Raw genomic sequence first — 14,401 nt, 5'->3', positions numbered from 1 at the left:
GTATCAACCCTTCACTCGACCGTAGATATCTTCGAAACGAACGATATCGTCCTCTCCCAGATAAGAACCTGACTGCACTTCGATCAACTCGAGCGGGATCATTCCAGGGTTTTCCAGTGCATGAACCTGACCAATAGGGATATAGGTCGATTGGTTTTCAGTCACTAGGTAGGTTTTTTCACCGTTGGTCACACGAGCAGTTCCGCTCACCACAATCCAGTGTTCTGCGCGGTGATGATGCATCTGCACCGAGAGTTTCTCACCGGGTTTCACAGTGATTCGCTTGACCTGGTAACGCTCACCATTGTCGATCGAGTCGTACATGCCCCATGGTCTATAGACTTCACGGTGGTTAGCGTGTTCTTGGCGCTTACAACTCTGGAGTTGATCAACGATTTTTTTCACATCCTGTACGTGATCCTTGTGCGCGACCAGTACGGCGTCTTTGGTCTCGACAATGATCAGGTCGACCGCACCAACGGTCGCGACCAGTCGATGTGTCGCATGGACATAACTGCCAGAAGTGTTCTCGGAAAGCACATCCCCCTTAAACAGATTTCCTTCAGCGTTTTTTTCCCCCGCCGCCCAGAGCGCCGACCACGAGCCGATATCGCTCCATCCAGCGTTCAGGGGAACCATTACAGCGTCTGACGTTTTCTCCATGACGGCATAGTCAATGGAGTCATCAGGACTGGTCGCGAATACTGCGCTGTCGACACGAGTGAAGTGCATATCCTGCTGACCGCCGGCCAACGCCTCACGGCACACTGAAACAATTTTCGGCTGAAACTGCTCAAGCTCTTGAAGGTATCGGCTTGCACGGAACATGAACATGCCGCTGTTCCAGAAGTAACTGCCCTCAGACAAATACTGCTGCGCCGTTTCAAGGTTTGGCTTTTCGACGAAACGACTGACCTCAAAACCACCGTCCCCTACTGATGGGCCCATTTGAAGATAACCATAGCCGGTTTCAGGATGCGTCGGCGTAATGGCGAAGGTCACCAACTTGCCGGCCTCAGCGAGCACCTGCGCCTTGGCGATGCTCCGGTGAAACTCATCAACATCTTGGATCAAGTGATCGGCAGCCAGTACCAGCAGGATGGGGTCGTCCTGCTCGGTCAACGCTTGTAATGCAGCCAGAGCGATGGCCGGAGCAGTGTTGCGCCCCACCGGTTCGAGGATAATGTTGGCCTCTTCCAGACCCAACTGCCGAAGCTGTTCCGCCGCCAGAAAACGGTGACTTTCATTACAAATCAAGCGGGGAACTGCATGCTCCAGCCCGTCAAGACGCTTGATAGTGGCCTGCAGCATCGTCAGATCCGCATCGACCAACGGCAGGAACTGCTTTGGGTGCAACTGGCGGGACAATGGCCAAAGGCGGGTGCCTGAGCCACCCGCCATAATTACAGGAAGAAACATTCAATCATCCTTTGATTCTTACTTGATCAACGCTGATAAATAGGCCCGAGTGTAGTCATGTACGAACACACACTCACTCATTTCGCCTGCTGACAACCAATCATACGCTTCATGCTGAATCGTCGGAGGCTCGAATACCTCAGTATCCGAGAACTCCAAGTGATAAGCCAACACGACGTAATGTGTGCTGGGGTCATTGGGCTCGTCACCAAACACGCTGTCTTCATAGAAGTGCTGGTACACCCCTAAAAATCGTGCATCGCATCTGTTGAGGTGCAATCCGATTTCTGCCAGCGCCAAGCGGCTAAATGCATCGTCCAGCGCTTCGCCTTTGAAAATTCGCCCGCCAGGAACAAACCAGTACCCTTTCGCCGGGCGATGAACCCGACGACCGAGCAAGACTCGGCCGTCTAAGCGGGTGATAATCAGATCAATAGATACCAGACACGTAGAGGCTACAACTGTCCTGAAGGTGTCGTTGTCCAGAAACATATCAGCTTCGGGCATCCATTTGATTGGCAACGAACCACTGATACGCGTCGCGCAATCCATCCTCCAGATTGATGGTCGCCGTCCACCCCATGGACTTGAGGCGTGACACGTCCATCAGTTTACGCGGAGCGCCATCAGGCTTGCTCGAGTCAAAAGTCAATGCACCTCTGAACCCGGTCACCTTGGCTACGGTTTCTGCCAGCTCACGAATGGTGCAATCAATACCGGTTCCGACGTTGATATGGGAAAGCATGGGCTGAGTATTGTTCTGATAAACCTCGGCACTTAATTCCATTACATGGACGCTGGCAGCCGCCATATCGTCTACGTGCAGGAACTCGCGCATGGGGTTGCCACTGCCCCAGATGCTGACCTCCTCGGCACATTGCGCAACCGCGTCATGAAAGCGGCGCAGCAAGGCTGGAATAACATGGCTGTTGTCGGGATGATAATTGTCGTGAGGCCCGTACAAGTTGGTTGGCATTACACTGCGGTAGTCACGACCATGTTGACGGTTATAGCTTTCGCACAATTTGATACCCGCGATCTTAGCAATCGCGTAGGGCTCATTCGTCGACTCAAGCGCCCCGGTCAACAACACACCTTCGGCCATAGGTTGCTCTGCGAGCTTTGGATAGATGCACGATGAACCAAGGAAAAGAAGTTTCTGCACGCCAGATCGATGCGCAGCCTCAATCACATTGGCCTGAATCATCAGGTTGTCATAGATGAAATCAGCGGGGTAGGTATTATTGGCGTGAATCCCGCCTACCCGTGCAGCTGCTAAATAAACTTGATCAATCGCGTTGGCGTCGAAATACGCCCTCACCGCATTCTGATTCAGTAAATCAACGTCCTCTCGACCGATAGTCAAAACGTTCCGATACCCCAAGCCTTGCAGGCGTCTGACAATGGCCGAACCGACCATCCCGTGATAACCGACGACCAAGACTTTTTCATTCAGATGGCTATCCACAGATCAGTTCTCCGTTGCGACAGGAACCTCATGCCCATGCTGCTTCAGCAAGGCATGACGCTGCGCCACCTTAAGGTCTTCACGCACCATCTCGGCACACATTTCCTGAACGGTGATTTCTGGAGTCCAACCCAATTTAGTTTTGGCTTTAGTCGGATCACCCAACAGGGTTTCTACTTCAGCAGGACGGAAGTAGCGTGAGTCAACACGTACGACGACATCACCAACGCTGAGTGCCGGTGCGTTGTTGCCTTCAATCGCCTCTACTACTGCAATTTCCTCAACCCCCGTGCCTTCGAACCGTAATTGGATACCCAGTTCAGCAGCTGACCAACGAACGAACTCGCGAACGGAATACTGAACACCGGTTGCAATTACGAAATCTTCTGGCTCATCTTGCTGAAGCATCATCCATTGCATGCGCACGTAGTCCTTCGCATGACCCCAATCGCGCAATGCGTCCATATTGCCTAAGAACACGCACTTCTCCAGCCCTTGGGAAATATTTGCCAAGGCTCGAGTAATTTTGCGGGTAACGAACGTTTCACCCCGACGCGGCGATTCGTGGTTGAACAGAATACCGTTGCACGCATACATACCATAGGCTTCACGGTAGTTGACCGTAATCCAGTAAGCGTACATTTTTGCCACTGCATAAGGCGAGCGAGGATAGAACGGCGTGGTCTCTTTTTGTGGAATTTCCTGCACTAGGCCGTAAAGCTCAGACGTCGATGCCTGATAAAATTTGGTTTTTTTCTCGAGCCCCAGCAGGCGAATAGCCTCCAGAATCCGTAATGTCCCCATCGCATCGACGTCGGCGGTGTATTCAGGCGACTCGAAGCTCACAGCAACGTGCGACTGCGCCCCTAAGTTGTAGACTTCGTCTGGCTGTACTTCTTGAATGATACGGGTGAGGTTTGAGGAATCGGTCAAATCACCGTAGTGCAGGACGAATTTCTGGTTGTCGACATGCGGATCTTGATAAATATGGTCGACACGCTGGGTATTAAAGGATGAGGCACGGCGCTTAATACCGTGAACCTCATAACCCTTCTCAAGCAAAAACTCAGCCAAATAAGAGCCATCTTGTCCGGTAATACCGGTGATTAATGCCTTTTTCATAAAAAAATCCTTATCTATTTTCTCAAAATAATTCTAATGCATCTTTTCAGAAATGGAACACTCTCGTATATGAGTGCCACAACCGAGCCGAAACGCTGACGACGAATTTCAAAAATCTGGCGATCTCTCTCGTGGATGCGTGTCGCACTGACACCAACCGCATCGAAAAAAACATATCCGCCGGAAGGGAGCATCGCTACTTTATTATCATATCCATGATCCAAAAAGTATTTATAATCAGCGCAGATATCATAGGCGCAATCGTACTCAATTGTGCTGGCCTCGAATATAATTCCTTGGTGGCAGTTCGAGATACCCGTGCGAGGGTTTTCGATGGGCCGATTACGGAACCGCCCCAGAATATCAATGTATTTCACCGGCAGGAAAGCTGGCGCGGTACAAAATGGACTCAATACATCACCAACAAAATAATCACCAGCATTCAAAAACAATAATGCAGATCCTGTTGCGGCATGAATGCCCTTGTTCATTGCATCGTAGATCCCTTTATCAGGCTCAGACACCCAATAATCAACTCCACGCCCGGCTTCAGCAATGGCTTCGGCAGTGCCATCCTTTGAGCCACCATCAATGACAACGTACTCGATATTCGAATAATACTTGCGTTGCTCCGCGACGCTATCAGCCGTTTTAATAAATCCCGCGCGGTCGTTGTAAACCACTGTAATAATACTTAACTTCACCATCAGTCGACCTCTTTAAAACGAATACGCTCAGGCTCATGACACCCAGATGAAAACGCAATCACAAACAAATAGTATGCATATTGAAAATTCAGCAAGGACCCCATCGTAAGCAGTGCCAAAAACAAAATAAGGCTTGATGAATTCTTTTGCACAAGTGTAAAGCCGCGAGCATTGCGAAAAACCCAAAGTACCAACGGAGACAACAAGATTAGAGAGCCGAGTACCCCATTAGCGTATATAAAGGTCGAGAAAAAATCGATTCCGCGCATCGGCCCATCAAAGTCGCCACTGATCAGTTGGGCACTAGACACAAAACCATAGCCGAAGAGCAGCCCGTATATCCCAGAAGAAAAACCCAAAACAATCTCATAGAAAGAGTTCAATCTCACCCACAAGCTACCAAATGAATTAGCCTCAACAATCAGGTCCAGTAGCACAGGCGCAAAGATCAGCAATAACGAAATGCCAACCATCATAAACTTCAGCAACTTCAACCCCAGCTTACTGAGCACATAACTCCCACCAAGAAGCAGTAGAAACAAATAACCAACTTTCGCACCAGCTAGAAAAATAATGAACAAATTAATCCACTTCAACCACTTAGACACCTTCATTATAGAGAAGGCCAAATGGGTGATCATTAAATAGATAACAAAAGGCGCAGACTCAATAAACAACCCTGTCACTCGGTACAGAAACGGAAACAACTCAACCGACGGAATTGTGTATGATAAATCATGGGTGTTTTCATGCGCCAACACCCAGTCCTGGCTACCACCAAGCATCAAAACAACATCTTGATACACCGCATAAAAAATATTCAAACACCAAAAAACCATAACAAATATTCTGAACGCACGCGGATTTTTCCTGACAACCCCCACACCCAAGAAAATATAAACATATCCAAGAATATAGCTTAGATCTATCAGTGCAAACGGCCTGACCTCAGCGAATCCAAAGCTATAAATAAGATGAGCTGCCGAGCAAAACAAGAGCAAAAGATCGACTTTTTTTATTTGAGTAAAAAATGCCAACAGCGGAAGTGCCAAATATCTAACGGGAACATTTCCCAAACCGAAATTTAAGGCTAAGGCGGGAAAACCAGATAAAAAATAAAAAACGAAATACATACCCCCCCCCTCTACGCCAACTGCTTAAACAGCCAGAAACTTCCTGCAAAACTTACGAACCATAAGTTGCATCAAATAAAAACGCGAAAATGCCGTAGATCTGTTACTCACATAAAAATCAGATATATCGACCACACCATAATCCTTTGAATCAGGATAACGGAGGAGATGCAGATACAAACTGGCATTAAGCTTGTAAATCAAATCGGGCCGAACAGCCTCCACAAAATACGCACGTGCCAAATTGTAATGTAACGGCAACTTACAGTTTTTTGAAGAAATGCTGATCGACCCCTCATGCGCTCGAAAGAAAGACAACACGTCCGATACAAAAGCAAATTTTTTATACTTATTAGACACCAGCAAAAAAAGCAATAGATCATTACCAATCGCATGCATTGAGAAATCACTGCCTACAGCGTTTGGAACTTGCAACAATAGACTCTCACGCAAATCCTCTAGCCGAAACAGCGCACATCCAGGCGATACCGGATACCCGAGACCGTTTAGATCTCCAGCTATAAACCGTTCAGTACTATATATACCCGTAGTGCCAATTGAGTGATGCAACTTACCCTGGTCCGGGTTTGAACTAAACACTCGGGTGGAGGTAAAGACAAAACCCACATTTTCATCGCTGAAGAACGGCAGGGTTGCCTTCAAAAAGTTAGGTGCAATTAGATCGTCAGACCACAAAATCTTACCGTACGTACCTCGAGCTTCCTCCAAGCACCGCAGCCAGTTTCGAACCGGGCCAAGATTGGTGGTATTCCGAAAAACTCTCAATCGGCTGTCTGACTTTGCCAACTCAGAAACCAACTCCCAAGTCCCATCAATGCTGCAATTATCGACGACAATAATTTCAATATTTTTGTAGGTCTGAGACAATGCAGAGTTCAGTGTTTCGATGATTATATCTTTTCGGTTGTAGACCGGCACCAACACACTGACCAAACTCTCAACGTTATTCATTCAAATCCCTTAACATTATTTAGCGCCAATCTAGATCAAATACGCACGCGATGCCCATCAAACCGATTCTGTCTTACGCCCCAACAGCTTGTATACCTGCAGCGGCAGGAGAACTGCGGAAAAAAGCAGGCTCAGTGTCGCTGCCAATACAACGCCCCCTACACCCATTTCGAAAAATTTAACTAACACCAGTGCTAGGGGAATATTCACAATCATCGCTGCAACCGCGGTATACAACTGAACACGGACGGCTCCCGCACCATTGAGCATAATTGCAAAAATATTATTCCATGTAGTGACAGACACAAAAAGCGCAACGAGAGCAACCAAGGACATAGACACTGAAAAATCGCGACCTATCCAAATACTGATAATGAACGGTGCCAACAAACCAAGGATCAGCAAACCAATAACAACAACACAGTACAACTTTAACTGTGTGCGCAGCATCCCTGTGATCCAGATGGTATCTTTACGATGATAGGCGTCGGTGTACGCCGACCATAAAGGCGAAGAAATCAACGTATGAAGAAATGTAACGATACTAAATAATTTAAAAACAACCTCGTACTCGGCTACATGCTCAGGACCAAACAGCTGAGTTATCAAAATCTTATCAGTCGTAAAAACAACCAACACAGCCAATTGAATAACAAAGAACTGCGCACCCACCGACAATAGCGGTGTGACATGATCTCGGCACAACATAAAGATAGGCGTCAAATACTCGTACTGCCGATAAAACCACACACTCAGAAGTACATTCCCCCCCAACAAGGCAAAACCGTACACCCAGGAAAGCTTAATGATGCTCCCCTCACCTGAGATGCTTAATAAATAAACCACCACCAATGCAAACACATTGGTAAACAACTGCCCTAGCGAAACAAGCGCGCTTTTTTGCACTGCGCCTAAGAGTGCCGTGATCAATCCAACCCAAAAATTGATCAACATAAATGTAATCGCCACCTGAACCGCATACCGCAAGTCGTCCTCGGCAATCAGCGAAGTATTGAAGATGCGCTGCCATGAAACCGTGTATGACAAAACAGCAAATAGCAGCCACAGCGACACTGCTATGAAGGCGATCAAGCTGTAGGCCGACGAAATATAATTTCGAGCTTCGCCTGGAAGGTCTTTAGCAAGAGACTCGGCAACTTTATTACGAAGTCCGTTGCCGACCCCTAAATCAAAAAAAACAACCCACGACATAATAGTCAGCAACGTCGACCAAACACCAAACTGAGCAATCCCCAAATAGGAAATCATTATCGGGATCGCCAAAAACGAAGCAGCAACTGCGACGCCTTTATATAAGACAGCTCCCTTGATCTGCCTCAGGTAGTTTTGAGTTCGCTCAACAGTCACATTCTCGGGCATTACTGCTGACTCACCCAGCCTACCATGCGCGCTACACCATCTCTCGCGGAGACTGTTGGTTTCCAACCTAACAAATCGTACGCTTTGGTGATATCAGCAACAAAAACACGCTGATCGCTTTCACGAACAGGCAGCTTGGTATAACTCAGTTCAATGTCATTGATTTCATTCAATAACGCGAACAACTCGAGCAGCGACAAACTATTAGCAACCCCTCCGCCTACATTAAACGCTTGACCTCTGGCCGCCTCTATATTATTCACAGCGCTCATGTAGAGTGTTTTCATGTCATCGGCATGCAACACGTCACGAACTTGTTTGCCCGTGCCGGATATTGTAAACGGACTGTCCACTTTTCCGCTTTTTGCCTCAATAGCTTTTTGGCAAAACCAACCGACCCAGCCTTGGTCATAAGTAGCGAATTGACGGCCCCCATACATGGATGAATGGCGGAAGACTACGGTGTTCAGATCAAAAATGCGGGCATAATCCAGCATATATTGATCAGCAGCACCTTTGGAGCAACCGTAAGGAGAATGGAAGTCGAGTTGGGTGGTCTCATCAAAACCGTTCAATCTGTCGATGCACTCATAACGGGTAGCCGTTTCACGATAAGTGAACTGCTCCAAATCGCCATAGACTTTATTAGTGGATGAATAGACTACCGTGGCACTCGGAGCAAAAAGCCGCACTGCTTCCAGCAAATTATGCGTGCCCATGACATTCACTTCAAAATCCATGCGAGGATTCGAAATGGAGGTTGTCATGGCGACTTGTCCGGCAAGATGAAAAATCACATCAGGTTTATGATTTTGCACGACGCGAGTGATGTCATTTTGATTACGAATATCGCCATGCTCAAACAGAAACTCCCCCTGATTCTGCAACCACGTGAGGTTCTCCCTTGATCCGCTACGATACAAGCTGTCGAAGATGACGACCTCATCGCCGCGCTGAATCGCATCAGACGCCAGATTACTCCCCAAAAAACCGCAACCGCCCGTAATGAGAAACTTCATTGTAAAATATCCTGATTGATCGTTACTTGTATGCCCGTTTGCAGCGAGGTAGCAGGTGCCCAGCCCAACGAGCGCATACGACTAATATCCGCTTTAAATAACATCGCCTCATTAGCACGGTAGGAAACAGCACCAAACTCCAACACCGTACGGGAGGACGTCAGGGAATGGACTAATTCTACAAATGTTCTTACGGACACTGCCTCACCGGAGCCCACTTCAATAGTTTCACTTTTTGCGATACGCTCGACAGATGAAAGAATCGTATCGTAAGCGCTGATAACATCATCAATAAATATAAAGTCTCTTTCCTGAATACCTGATGTGAGTCGCAGTCGCTCCACATTGGCCAAACAAGAACTTATCACATAAGTGGTGAATTTACTTTTATCATCCCCGGGTCCGTACATATGTTGTAAAGCAACGTTTATGAACTTGACACCCATGCCGCCAAGCGTGGCGTGAACCGCACCATATGCACTGAAACTCTGTTTGGACATAGCATAACTGCTGACAGCCGGATCAAGTATCGTCCCTGTATTGACGAAAGCAACTTCCTTATTAAGCCGTTTCGCGCCCTCTAGCAGCAACAACCCCAACCGAACATTCACGTCGAATATGTCAACGAGAGACTCACCCGCACGACCGTACGAACAGGCCGTATGGACAATGTACTCGGGAGCGCTCTCTTCGACTGCACGAAGCACATCCTCATCGCTGCTGCAGCTGTACAATCGAATACCGCCGGAAAAATCTTCGATCTTGGCAATATTCGATGTCGGGCGAATGAGAGCCGAGACACTATAACCGGCCTTCACCCAATGACGTGCCAGTGCGCTTCCCAAAAAGCCGGTGGGACCTGTCAGCAATATGGTCTTCATACTTAAAAGTTAATACCGAAAAACTCTTCCAGCTTTTCACCAATGTATTCAAATTGCTGCTGCCCTACGCCCGGATAGATACCCAACCAAAATGTCTGGTTCATCGTGCGGTCGGTATTTGTCAACTCGCCCACTACACGGTACTCGATTCCCTGAAAGTAAGGTTGACGAGTCAGATTGCCTGCAAACAACAGACGCGAACCGATGTTATTTTGATCAAGAAACTTCAATAAGTCGACACGTTGCACACCAGCGCTTTCTTTCAGAGTTATAGGAAAGCCAAACCAGGATGGATCACTGTTTGGCGTCGGCTCTGCGATCTCAAGGAAATCCGAAAGGCTGCTCAGGCGCTCTTTCAACAACACATAATTTCTCTTACGCGCGTCGATAAATTCCTGCGCACGGTCCAACTGAGCCAGACCACACGCCGCTTGCATGTCGGTAATTTTAAGGTTGTAACCCAAATGCGCATACACATACTTGTGGTCGTAGCCCTGAGGAAGGCTGCCGAACTGTTGACCAAAACGATCACCGCAGGTGTTGTCGCAACCCGGTGCACAATAGCAGTCACGGCCCCAGTCGCGGAACGACTCGGCAATCACTTTCAACTGTGGACTGTTGGTGAACACTGCACCACCTTCACCCATCGTGATGTGGTGTGCAGGATAGAAGCTCAGGGTGCAGATATCCCCAAAAGTACCAACCAACTTACCGTCATAGGTCGCCCCCAAGGCGTCACAGCAATCTTCGATCAACCAGAGATCGTACTTCTCACAGATAGCCTTGACCGCACCAAGATTGAACGGATTGCCCAATGTATGGGCAAGCATGATAGCTTTGGTTTTGGGTGTAATTGCAGCCTCGATCAGATTGACATCAATGTTATGCGTAACCATATCGACATCGACAAACACCGGAATTGCACCAAACTGAACAATCGGATTAACCGTTGTCGGAAATCCGGCGGCGACACCAATCACCTCGTCACCTTTCTTGATTGCCCGATCACCCAACTTGGGTGATGTCAACGTACTGAACGCAACCAAATTGGCGGAAGAGCCCGAGTTGACTGACAGTGCGTATTTAACCCCCAGAAATTCCGCTAGCTTCTGTTCGAACTGAGCATTGAAACGACCGGTAGTCAACCAACCGTCCAAAGAGGCCTCAACCATCAATTGCAGCTCACGAGCCCCAATAACCTTGCCGGAAGGCGGGATCACGCTTTCACCGGCGACGAAGGGTTTAGGCGCCAGGGCAATTTGAGCGTATTGCTCAACAAGTTTACTAATTTCCTGGCGAAGCATATCGGGTGTCATGGCATTTCCTGCTTGAAAAATATGAGTTACTTGCCGCATGTGGACATGGCGGCCATATAGGCATTGATTTCTGCGAGGCACAGAGCGTGGACATCACCTCCGTTCAGCCAAGCTCTATGCCAGTTCACGATGTACGCCAGCGTCGTTACCAAAGACCACGTGGGCGACCAATGCAAATGTGCACGGGCCTTTGATACATCTAATTTCAAATAGCGAGCTTCGTGGGGCTGAGGGTTTTCATCCAAACACCAGCTTGCGCCCTCCCCCCAAGTTTTAACCATTTGGTCCAGGATCCAGTCGACAGGCCGCGCATCTTCGTCCTTCGGACCGAAGTTCCAGCCCTGAGCAACATCCTGACCGCGCTCCCACAGATTTTCGGCCAACACCAAATAACCACTCAATGGTTCAAGCACATGCTGCCATGGCCGTGTGGCCTGGGGATTGCGGATTACAACCGGCTGTTTCTTTTCAAAGGCGGTGAGTATATCCGGAATCAGACGATCTTCTGCCCAATCGCCCCCGCCAATGACATTGCCGGCACGCGCGGAAGCGAGCGCAATGGGTTGCCCCTTACCGAAAAACGAGTTGCGGTACGCCGAGGTCACAAGCTCCATACAGCCTTTGCTGTTGCTATACGGATCGTGTCCGCCCATGGGCTCATCTTCTCGATATCCCCACTCCCACTCTCGGTTTTCGTAGCATTTGTCCGTGGTGACATTGACAATCGCCCGCAGACCGGGACATTGACGAGCCGCTTCCAGAACGTGCACCGTCCCCATTACATTGGTTGCGTAGGTTTCGACGGGCTGTTTGTATGAGAGCCTTACCAACGGCTGGGCAGCCATGTGTATCAGAATATCGGGATCAAAGCCGACCATGCTTTGGGTTATTGCCTGAAGGTCTCTGATATCACCAATCTGCGACCGCATGCCTCCCTCAACTCCGGCCTCATTGAAAAGAGCCGGCGTCGTAGGAGGTGCAAGGGCATACCCCATTACATCGGCGCCCATGCTTTGCAACCACAGAGACAGCCAACTCCCTTTGAAGCCGGTATGCCCAGTCAAAAATACCTTTTTGCCTTTCCAGAAGGCCGGGGTGACCGCTGCGCTCATCTTCACTCCCAGCTCTTCCACGGCGCCTTACCGGACGTCCAGAGCTCTTCCAGCAAATGTTTATCACGCAACGTATCCATAGGCTGCCAAAACCCATGGTGCTCATACGCCATCAGCTGTTCGTCAGTTGCAAGGGTCATCAGTGGGTCCTGTTCCCAAACACTACCATCGCCAGTAATGTACTTGAGCACTTCAGGGTTCAGGACAAAGAAGCCGCCGTTAATCATGGCGCCATCACCTTTGGGTTTTTCCTTGAAATTCAGGACCTTCCCTTGGCGAATGTCTAATGCACCAAAACGACCAGGTGGATAAGTCGCCGTCAGCGTCGCAGCCTTGCCGTGTTTTTTATGAAATTCGATGGTTGCGCTGATATTGATATCACCGACACCGTCGCCATAGGTAAAACAGAAGGACTCCTCATCCCTCACATACTCTGCAACACGGCCTAGACGCCCCCCCGTCATGGATTCATCGCCGGTATCAACCAGTGTTACATTCCAAGCTTCAGCACGCTTGTCATGTACCTTCATGGTGTTGTCACGCATATTGAAGGTGACGTCCGACATATGCAGGAAATAGTTGGCGAAATACTCTTTGATTACGTAGCCCTTGTAGCCACAGCAAATGATAAAATCATTGATGCCGTGAGCAGAATACATCTTCATGATGTGCCACAAAATCGGCTTGCCACCAATCTCGACCATAGGTTTGGGCCGGGTACTGGTCTCCTCACTCAACCGAGTGCCTAATCCGCCAGCCAAAATCACAGCTTTCATCTTTTATCCTTAATTAATTCGAGCTCACAAAAGCGTCGGAGTAGAAATTTTTGTGTGGAAGGCCAAGAGTCACGAGTTTTTCCTTAGCCGAATGAATCATGTGCTCGGAACCGCAGGCGTATACCACAGAATTCGCCAGATCGACTCCATCGTACTCAAGCACATCTTGCACATATCCCGTGCGTCCACTCCAACTCCCATCGGGACGTGAGAGCACCGGAATAAAATTAATGACCAGCGAGTCAAATTCCGGATTCCAATATATGTCCGGAGCGTGGCGCCCTCCCCAATACACCCAGATACGCTTATTTGCAACTCGCCCAGGATCAGCCTTTAACTGCTCCAGAATGGCTTTTACAGGCGCAATGCCAGTTCCGGTAGCCAAAAAAATCAGATTAGTCGGCAAGGTATTGCGCAAGGCAAATGTCCCTCGCGGCCCCTCAAGCCGAAGCAAGTCATTATTGCCGAGGTCCTCGAACCAATACCGACTCATTACGCCGTCGACAACCCGACGAATATGAAGCTGCAGTTTCCCATCCTCCCGAGGTGCGTTGGCGATCGAGTAACTGCGCCTGATGCCTTCCTTGCCGATGATGTCGACATACTGGCCAGGCAGATAGTTCAGCGGATCTTTCGGCGGCAACCTCAGGACCACCTCTACCACATCATCAGCAAGGCGCTTGAATGAGTCCACTCGACAGGGAAGCGTTTTGCTATTGATATCGGCAAATTGGCTCAGGTCTTCTATATCAAGACAAACGTCGCTCAAAGCAGTCCGACAACAAGTCAGAATATAACCCGACGCAAGCTCATCAGCGGATAGCACAGATTCGTCGTGGCGAATCACTTCGGTCTCACCAATCGCGTGCGCCTTGCAAATTCCACAGCGCCCCGAGCGACAGCTGTATTCAAGCGTGACACCGTGCTTTTTCGCACTGTCGAGGATTGTCACCCCTGATTCGCAGAAAAATGCCTTTTGATTGGATAGGGTTATAGTTGACATAGCGCCTGCAGTTCGTTCTTAAATAATTTTAAAAGGCAAAGATTTAATGAACCAAAAATCCAAGGTCCTTCAGCCTCACGGGCATCGATCAGC

At 48.8% G+C, this 14,401-nt stretch carries 14 protein-coding genes; all 14 read right to left on the bottom strand.

Annotated features, from left to right (window positions below; genetic code table 11):
• Window positions 1-3: 3 nt before the first annotated feature.
• From KUA23_RS08695 to KUA23_RS08630, 14 genes are read right to left on the bottom strand one after another with little or no spacing between them, the layout of a single operon-like run.
• On the bottom strand, window positions 4-1,419 hold the full coding sequence (locus KUA23_RS08695) for a mannose-1-phosphate guanylyltransferase/mannose-6-phosphate isomerase (protein WP_252993774.1): 1,416 nt from the start codon (window positions 1,417-1,419) through the stop codon (window positions 4-6).
• An 18-nt stretch (window positions 1,420-1,437) separates the two neighbouring features.
• A complete protein-coding gene (locus KUA23_RS08690; protein ID WP_252993773.1) occupies window positions 1,438-1,911 on the bottom strand; it encodes a GDP-mannose mannosyl hydrolase in 474 nt (157 codons plus the stop codon).
• Window position 1,912: 1 nt separating this feature from the next.
• The gene (gene fcl / locus KUA23_RS08685; RefSeq protein ID WP_256997323.1) at window positions 1,913-2,887 is read right to left on the bottom strand and encodes a GDP-L-fucose synthase; all 975 of its coding nucleotides are present in this window, start codon (window positions 2,885-2,887) and stop codon (window positions 1,913-1,915) included.
• A gap of 3 nt (window positions 2,888-2,890) precedes the next feature.
• Entirely contained in the window at window positions 2,891-4,009 is a 1,119-nt protein-coding gene (gene gmd, locus KUA23_RS08680) for a GDP-mannose 4,6-dehydratase (protein WP_252993772.1), read from the bottom strand.
• Window positions 4,010-4,023: 14 nt separating this feature from the next.
• Window positions 4,024-4,716: a glycosyltransferase gene (locus tag KUA23_RS08675; protein ID WP_252993771.1), complete on the bottom strand. Its 693-nt coding sequence runs from the start codon at window positions 4,714-4,716 to the stop codon at window positions 4,024-4,026.
• Entirely contained in the window at window positions 4,716-5,849 is a 1,134-nt protein-coding gene (locus tag KUA23_RS08670; protein ID WP_252993770.1) for a hypothetical protein, read from the bottom strand. Before KUA23_RS08670 ends, KUA23_RS08675 begins: the two co-directional genes overlap by 1 nt.
• 24 nt (window positions 5,850-5,873) lie before the next feature.
• Complete coding sequence (locus KUA23_RS08665) at window positions 5,874-6,821, bottom strand: glycosyltransferase family 2 protein (RefSeq protein ID WP_252993769.1); 948 nt, start codon at window positions 6,819-6,821, stop codon at window positions 5,874-5,876.
• Between the two features lie 57 nt (window positions 6,822-6,878).
• On the bottom strand, window positions 6,879-8,201 hold the full coding sequence (locus KUA23_RS08660) for an oligosaccharide flippase family protein (protein WP_252993768.1): 1,323 nt from the start codon (window positions 8,199-8,201) through the stop codon (window positions 6,879-6,881).
• Entirely contained in the window at window positions 8,201-9,220 is a 1,020-nt protein-coding gene (locus KUA23_RS08655; RefSeq protein ID WP_252993767.1) for a GDP-mannose 4,6-dehydratase, read from the bottom strand. The genes KUA23_RS08660 and KUA23_RS08655 overlap by 1 nt, the downstream gene beginning before the upstream one ends.
• Complete coding sequence (locus tag KUA23_RS08650) at window positions 9,217-10,101, bottom strand: NAD-dependent epimerase/dehydratase family protein (RefSeq protein ID WP_252993766.1); 885 nt, start codon at window positions 10,099-10,101, stop codon at window positions 9,217-9,219. The genes KUA23_RS08655 and KUA23_RS08650 overlap by 4 nt, the downstream gene beginning before the upstream one ends.
• Before the next feature lie 2 nt (window positions 10,102-10,103).
• Window positions 10,104-11,417: a lipopolysaccharide biosynthesis protein RfbH gene (gene rfbH / locus KUA23_RS08645; protein ID WP_252993765.1), complete on the bottom strand. Its 1,314-nt coding sequence runs from the start codon at window positions 11,415-11,417 to the stop codon at window positions 10,104-10,106.
• Window positions 11,418-11,443: 26 nt separating this feature from the next.
• Complete coding sequence (gene rfbG, locus KUA23_RS08640; protein WP_346356391.1) at window positions 11,444-12,529, bottom strand: CDP-glucose 4,6-dehydratase; 1,086 nt, start codon at window positions 12,527-12,529, stop codon at window positions 11,444-11,446.
• 2 nt (window positions 12,530-12,531) lie between these two features.
• Window positions 12,532-13,305 carry a glucose-1-phosphate cytidylyltransferase gene (gene rfbF / locus KUA23_RS08635; RefSeq protein WP_252993764.1) on the bottom strand — a complete coding sequence of 258 codons (774 nt, stop codon included), beginning with the start codon at window positions 13,303-13,305 and terminating at the stop codon, window positions 12,532-12,534.
• A 13-nt stretch (window positions 13,306-13,318) separates the two neighbouring features.
• Complete coding sequence (locus tag KUA23_RS08630) at window positions 13,319-14,308, bottom strand: FAD-binding oxidoreductase (RefSeq protein WP_252993763.1); 990 nt, start codon at window positions 14,306-14,308, stop codon at window positions 13,319-13,321.
• Window positions 14,309-14,401: the final 93 nt, after the last annotated feature.

Origin of the sequence: Pseudomonas pergaminensis (genome assembly GCF_024112395.2) — a bacterium.
Classification (GTDB): Bacteria; Pseudomonadota; Gammaproteobacteria; order Pseudomonadales; family Pseudomonadaceae; genus Aquipseudomonas; species Aquipseudomonas pergaminensis.
The sequence above is the reverse complement of the archived record's forward strand: the minus strand, read 5'-3'. Positions and strand labels throughout refer to the sequence as shown.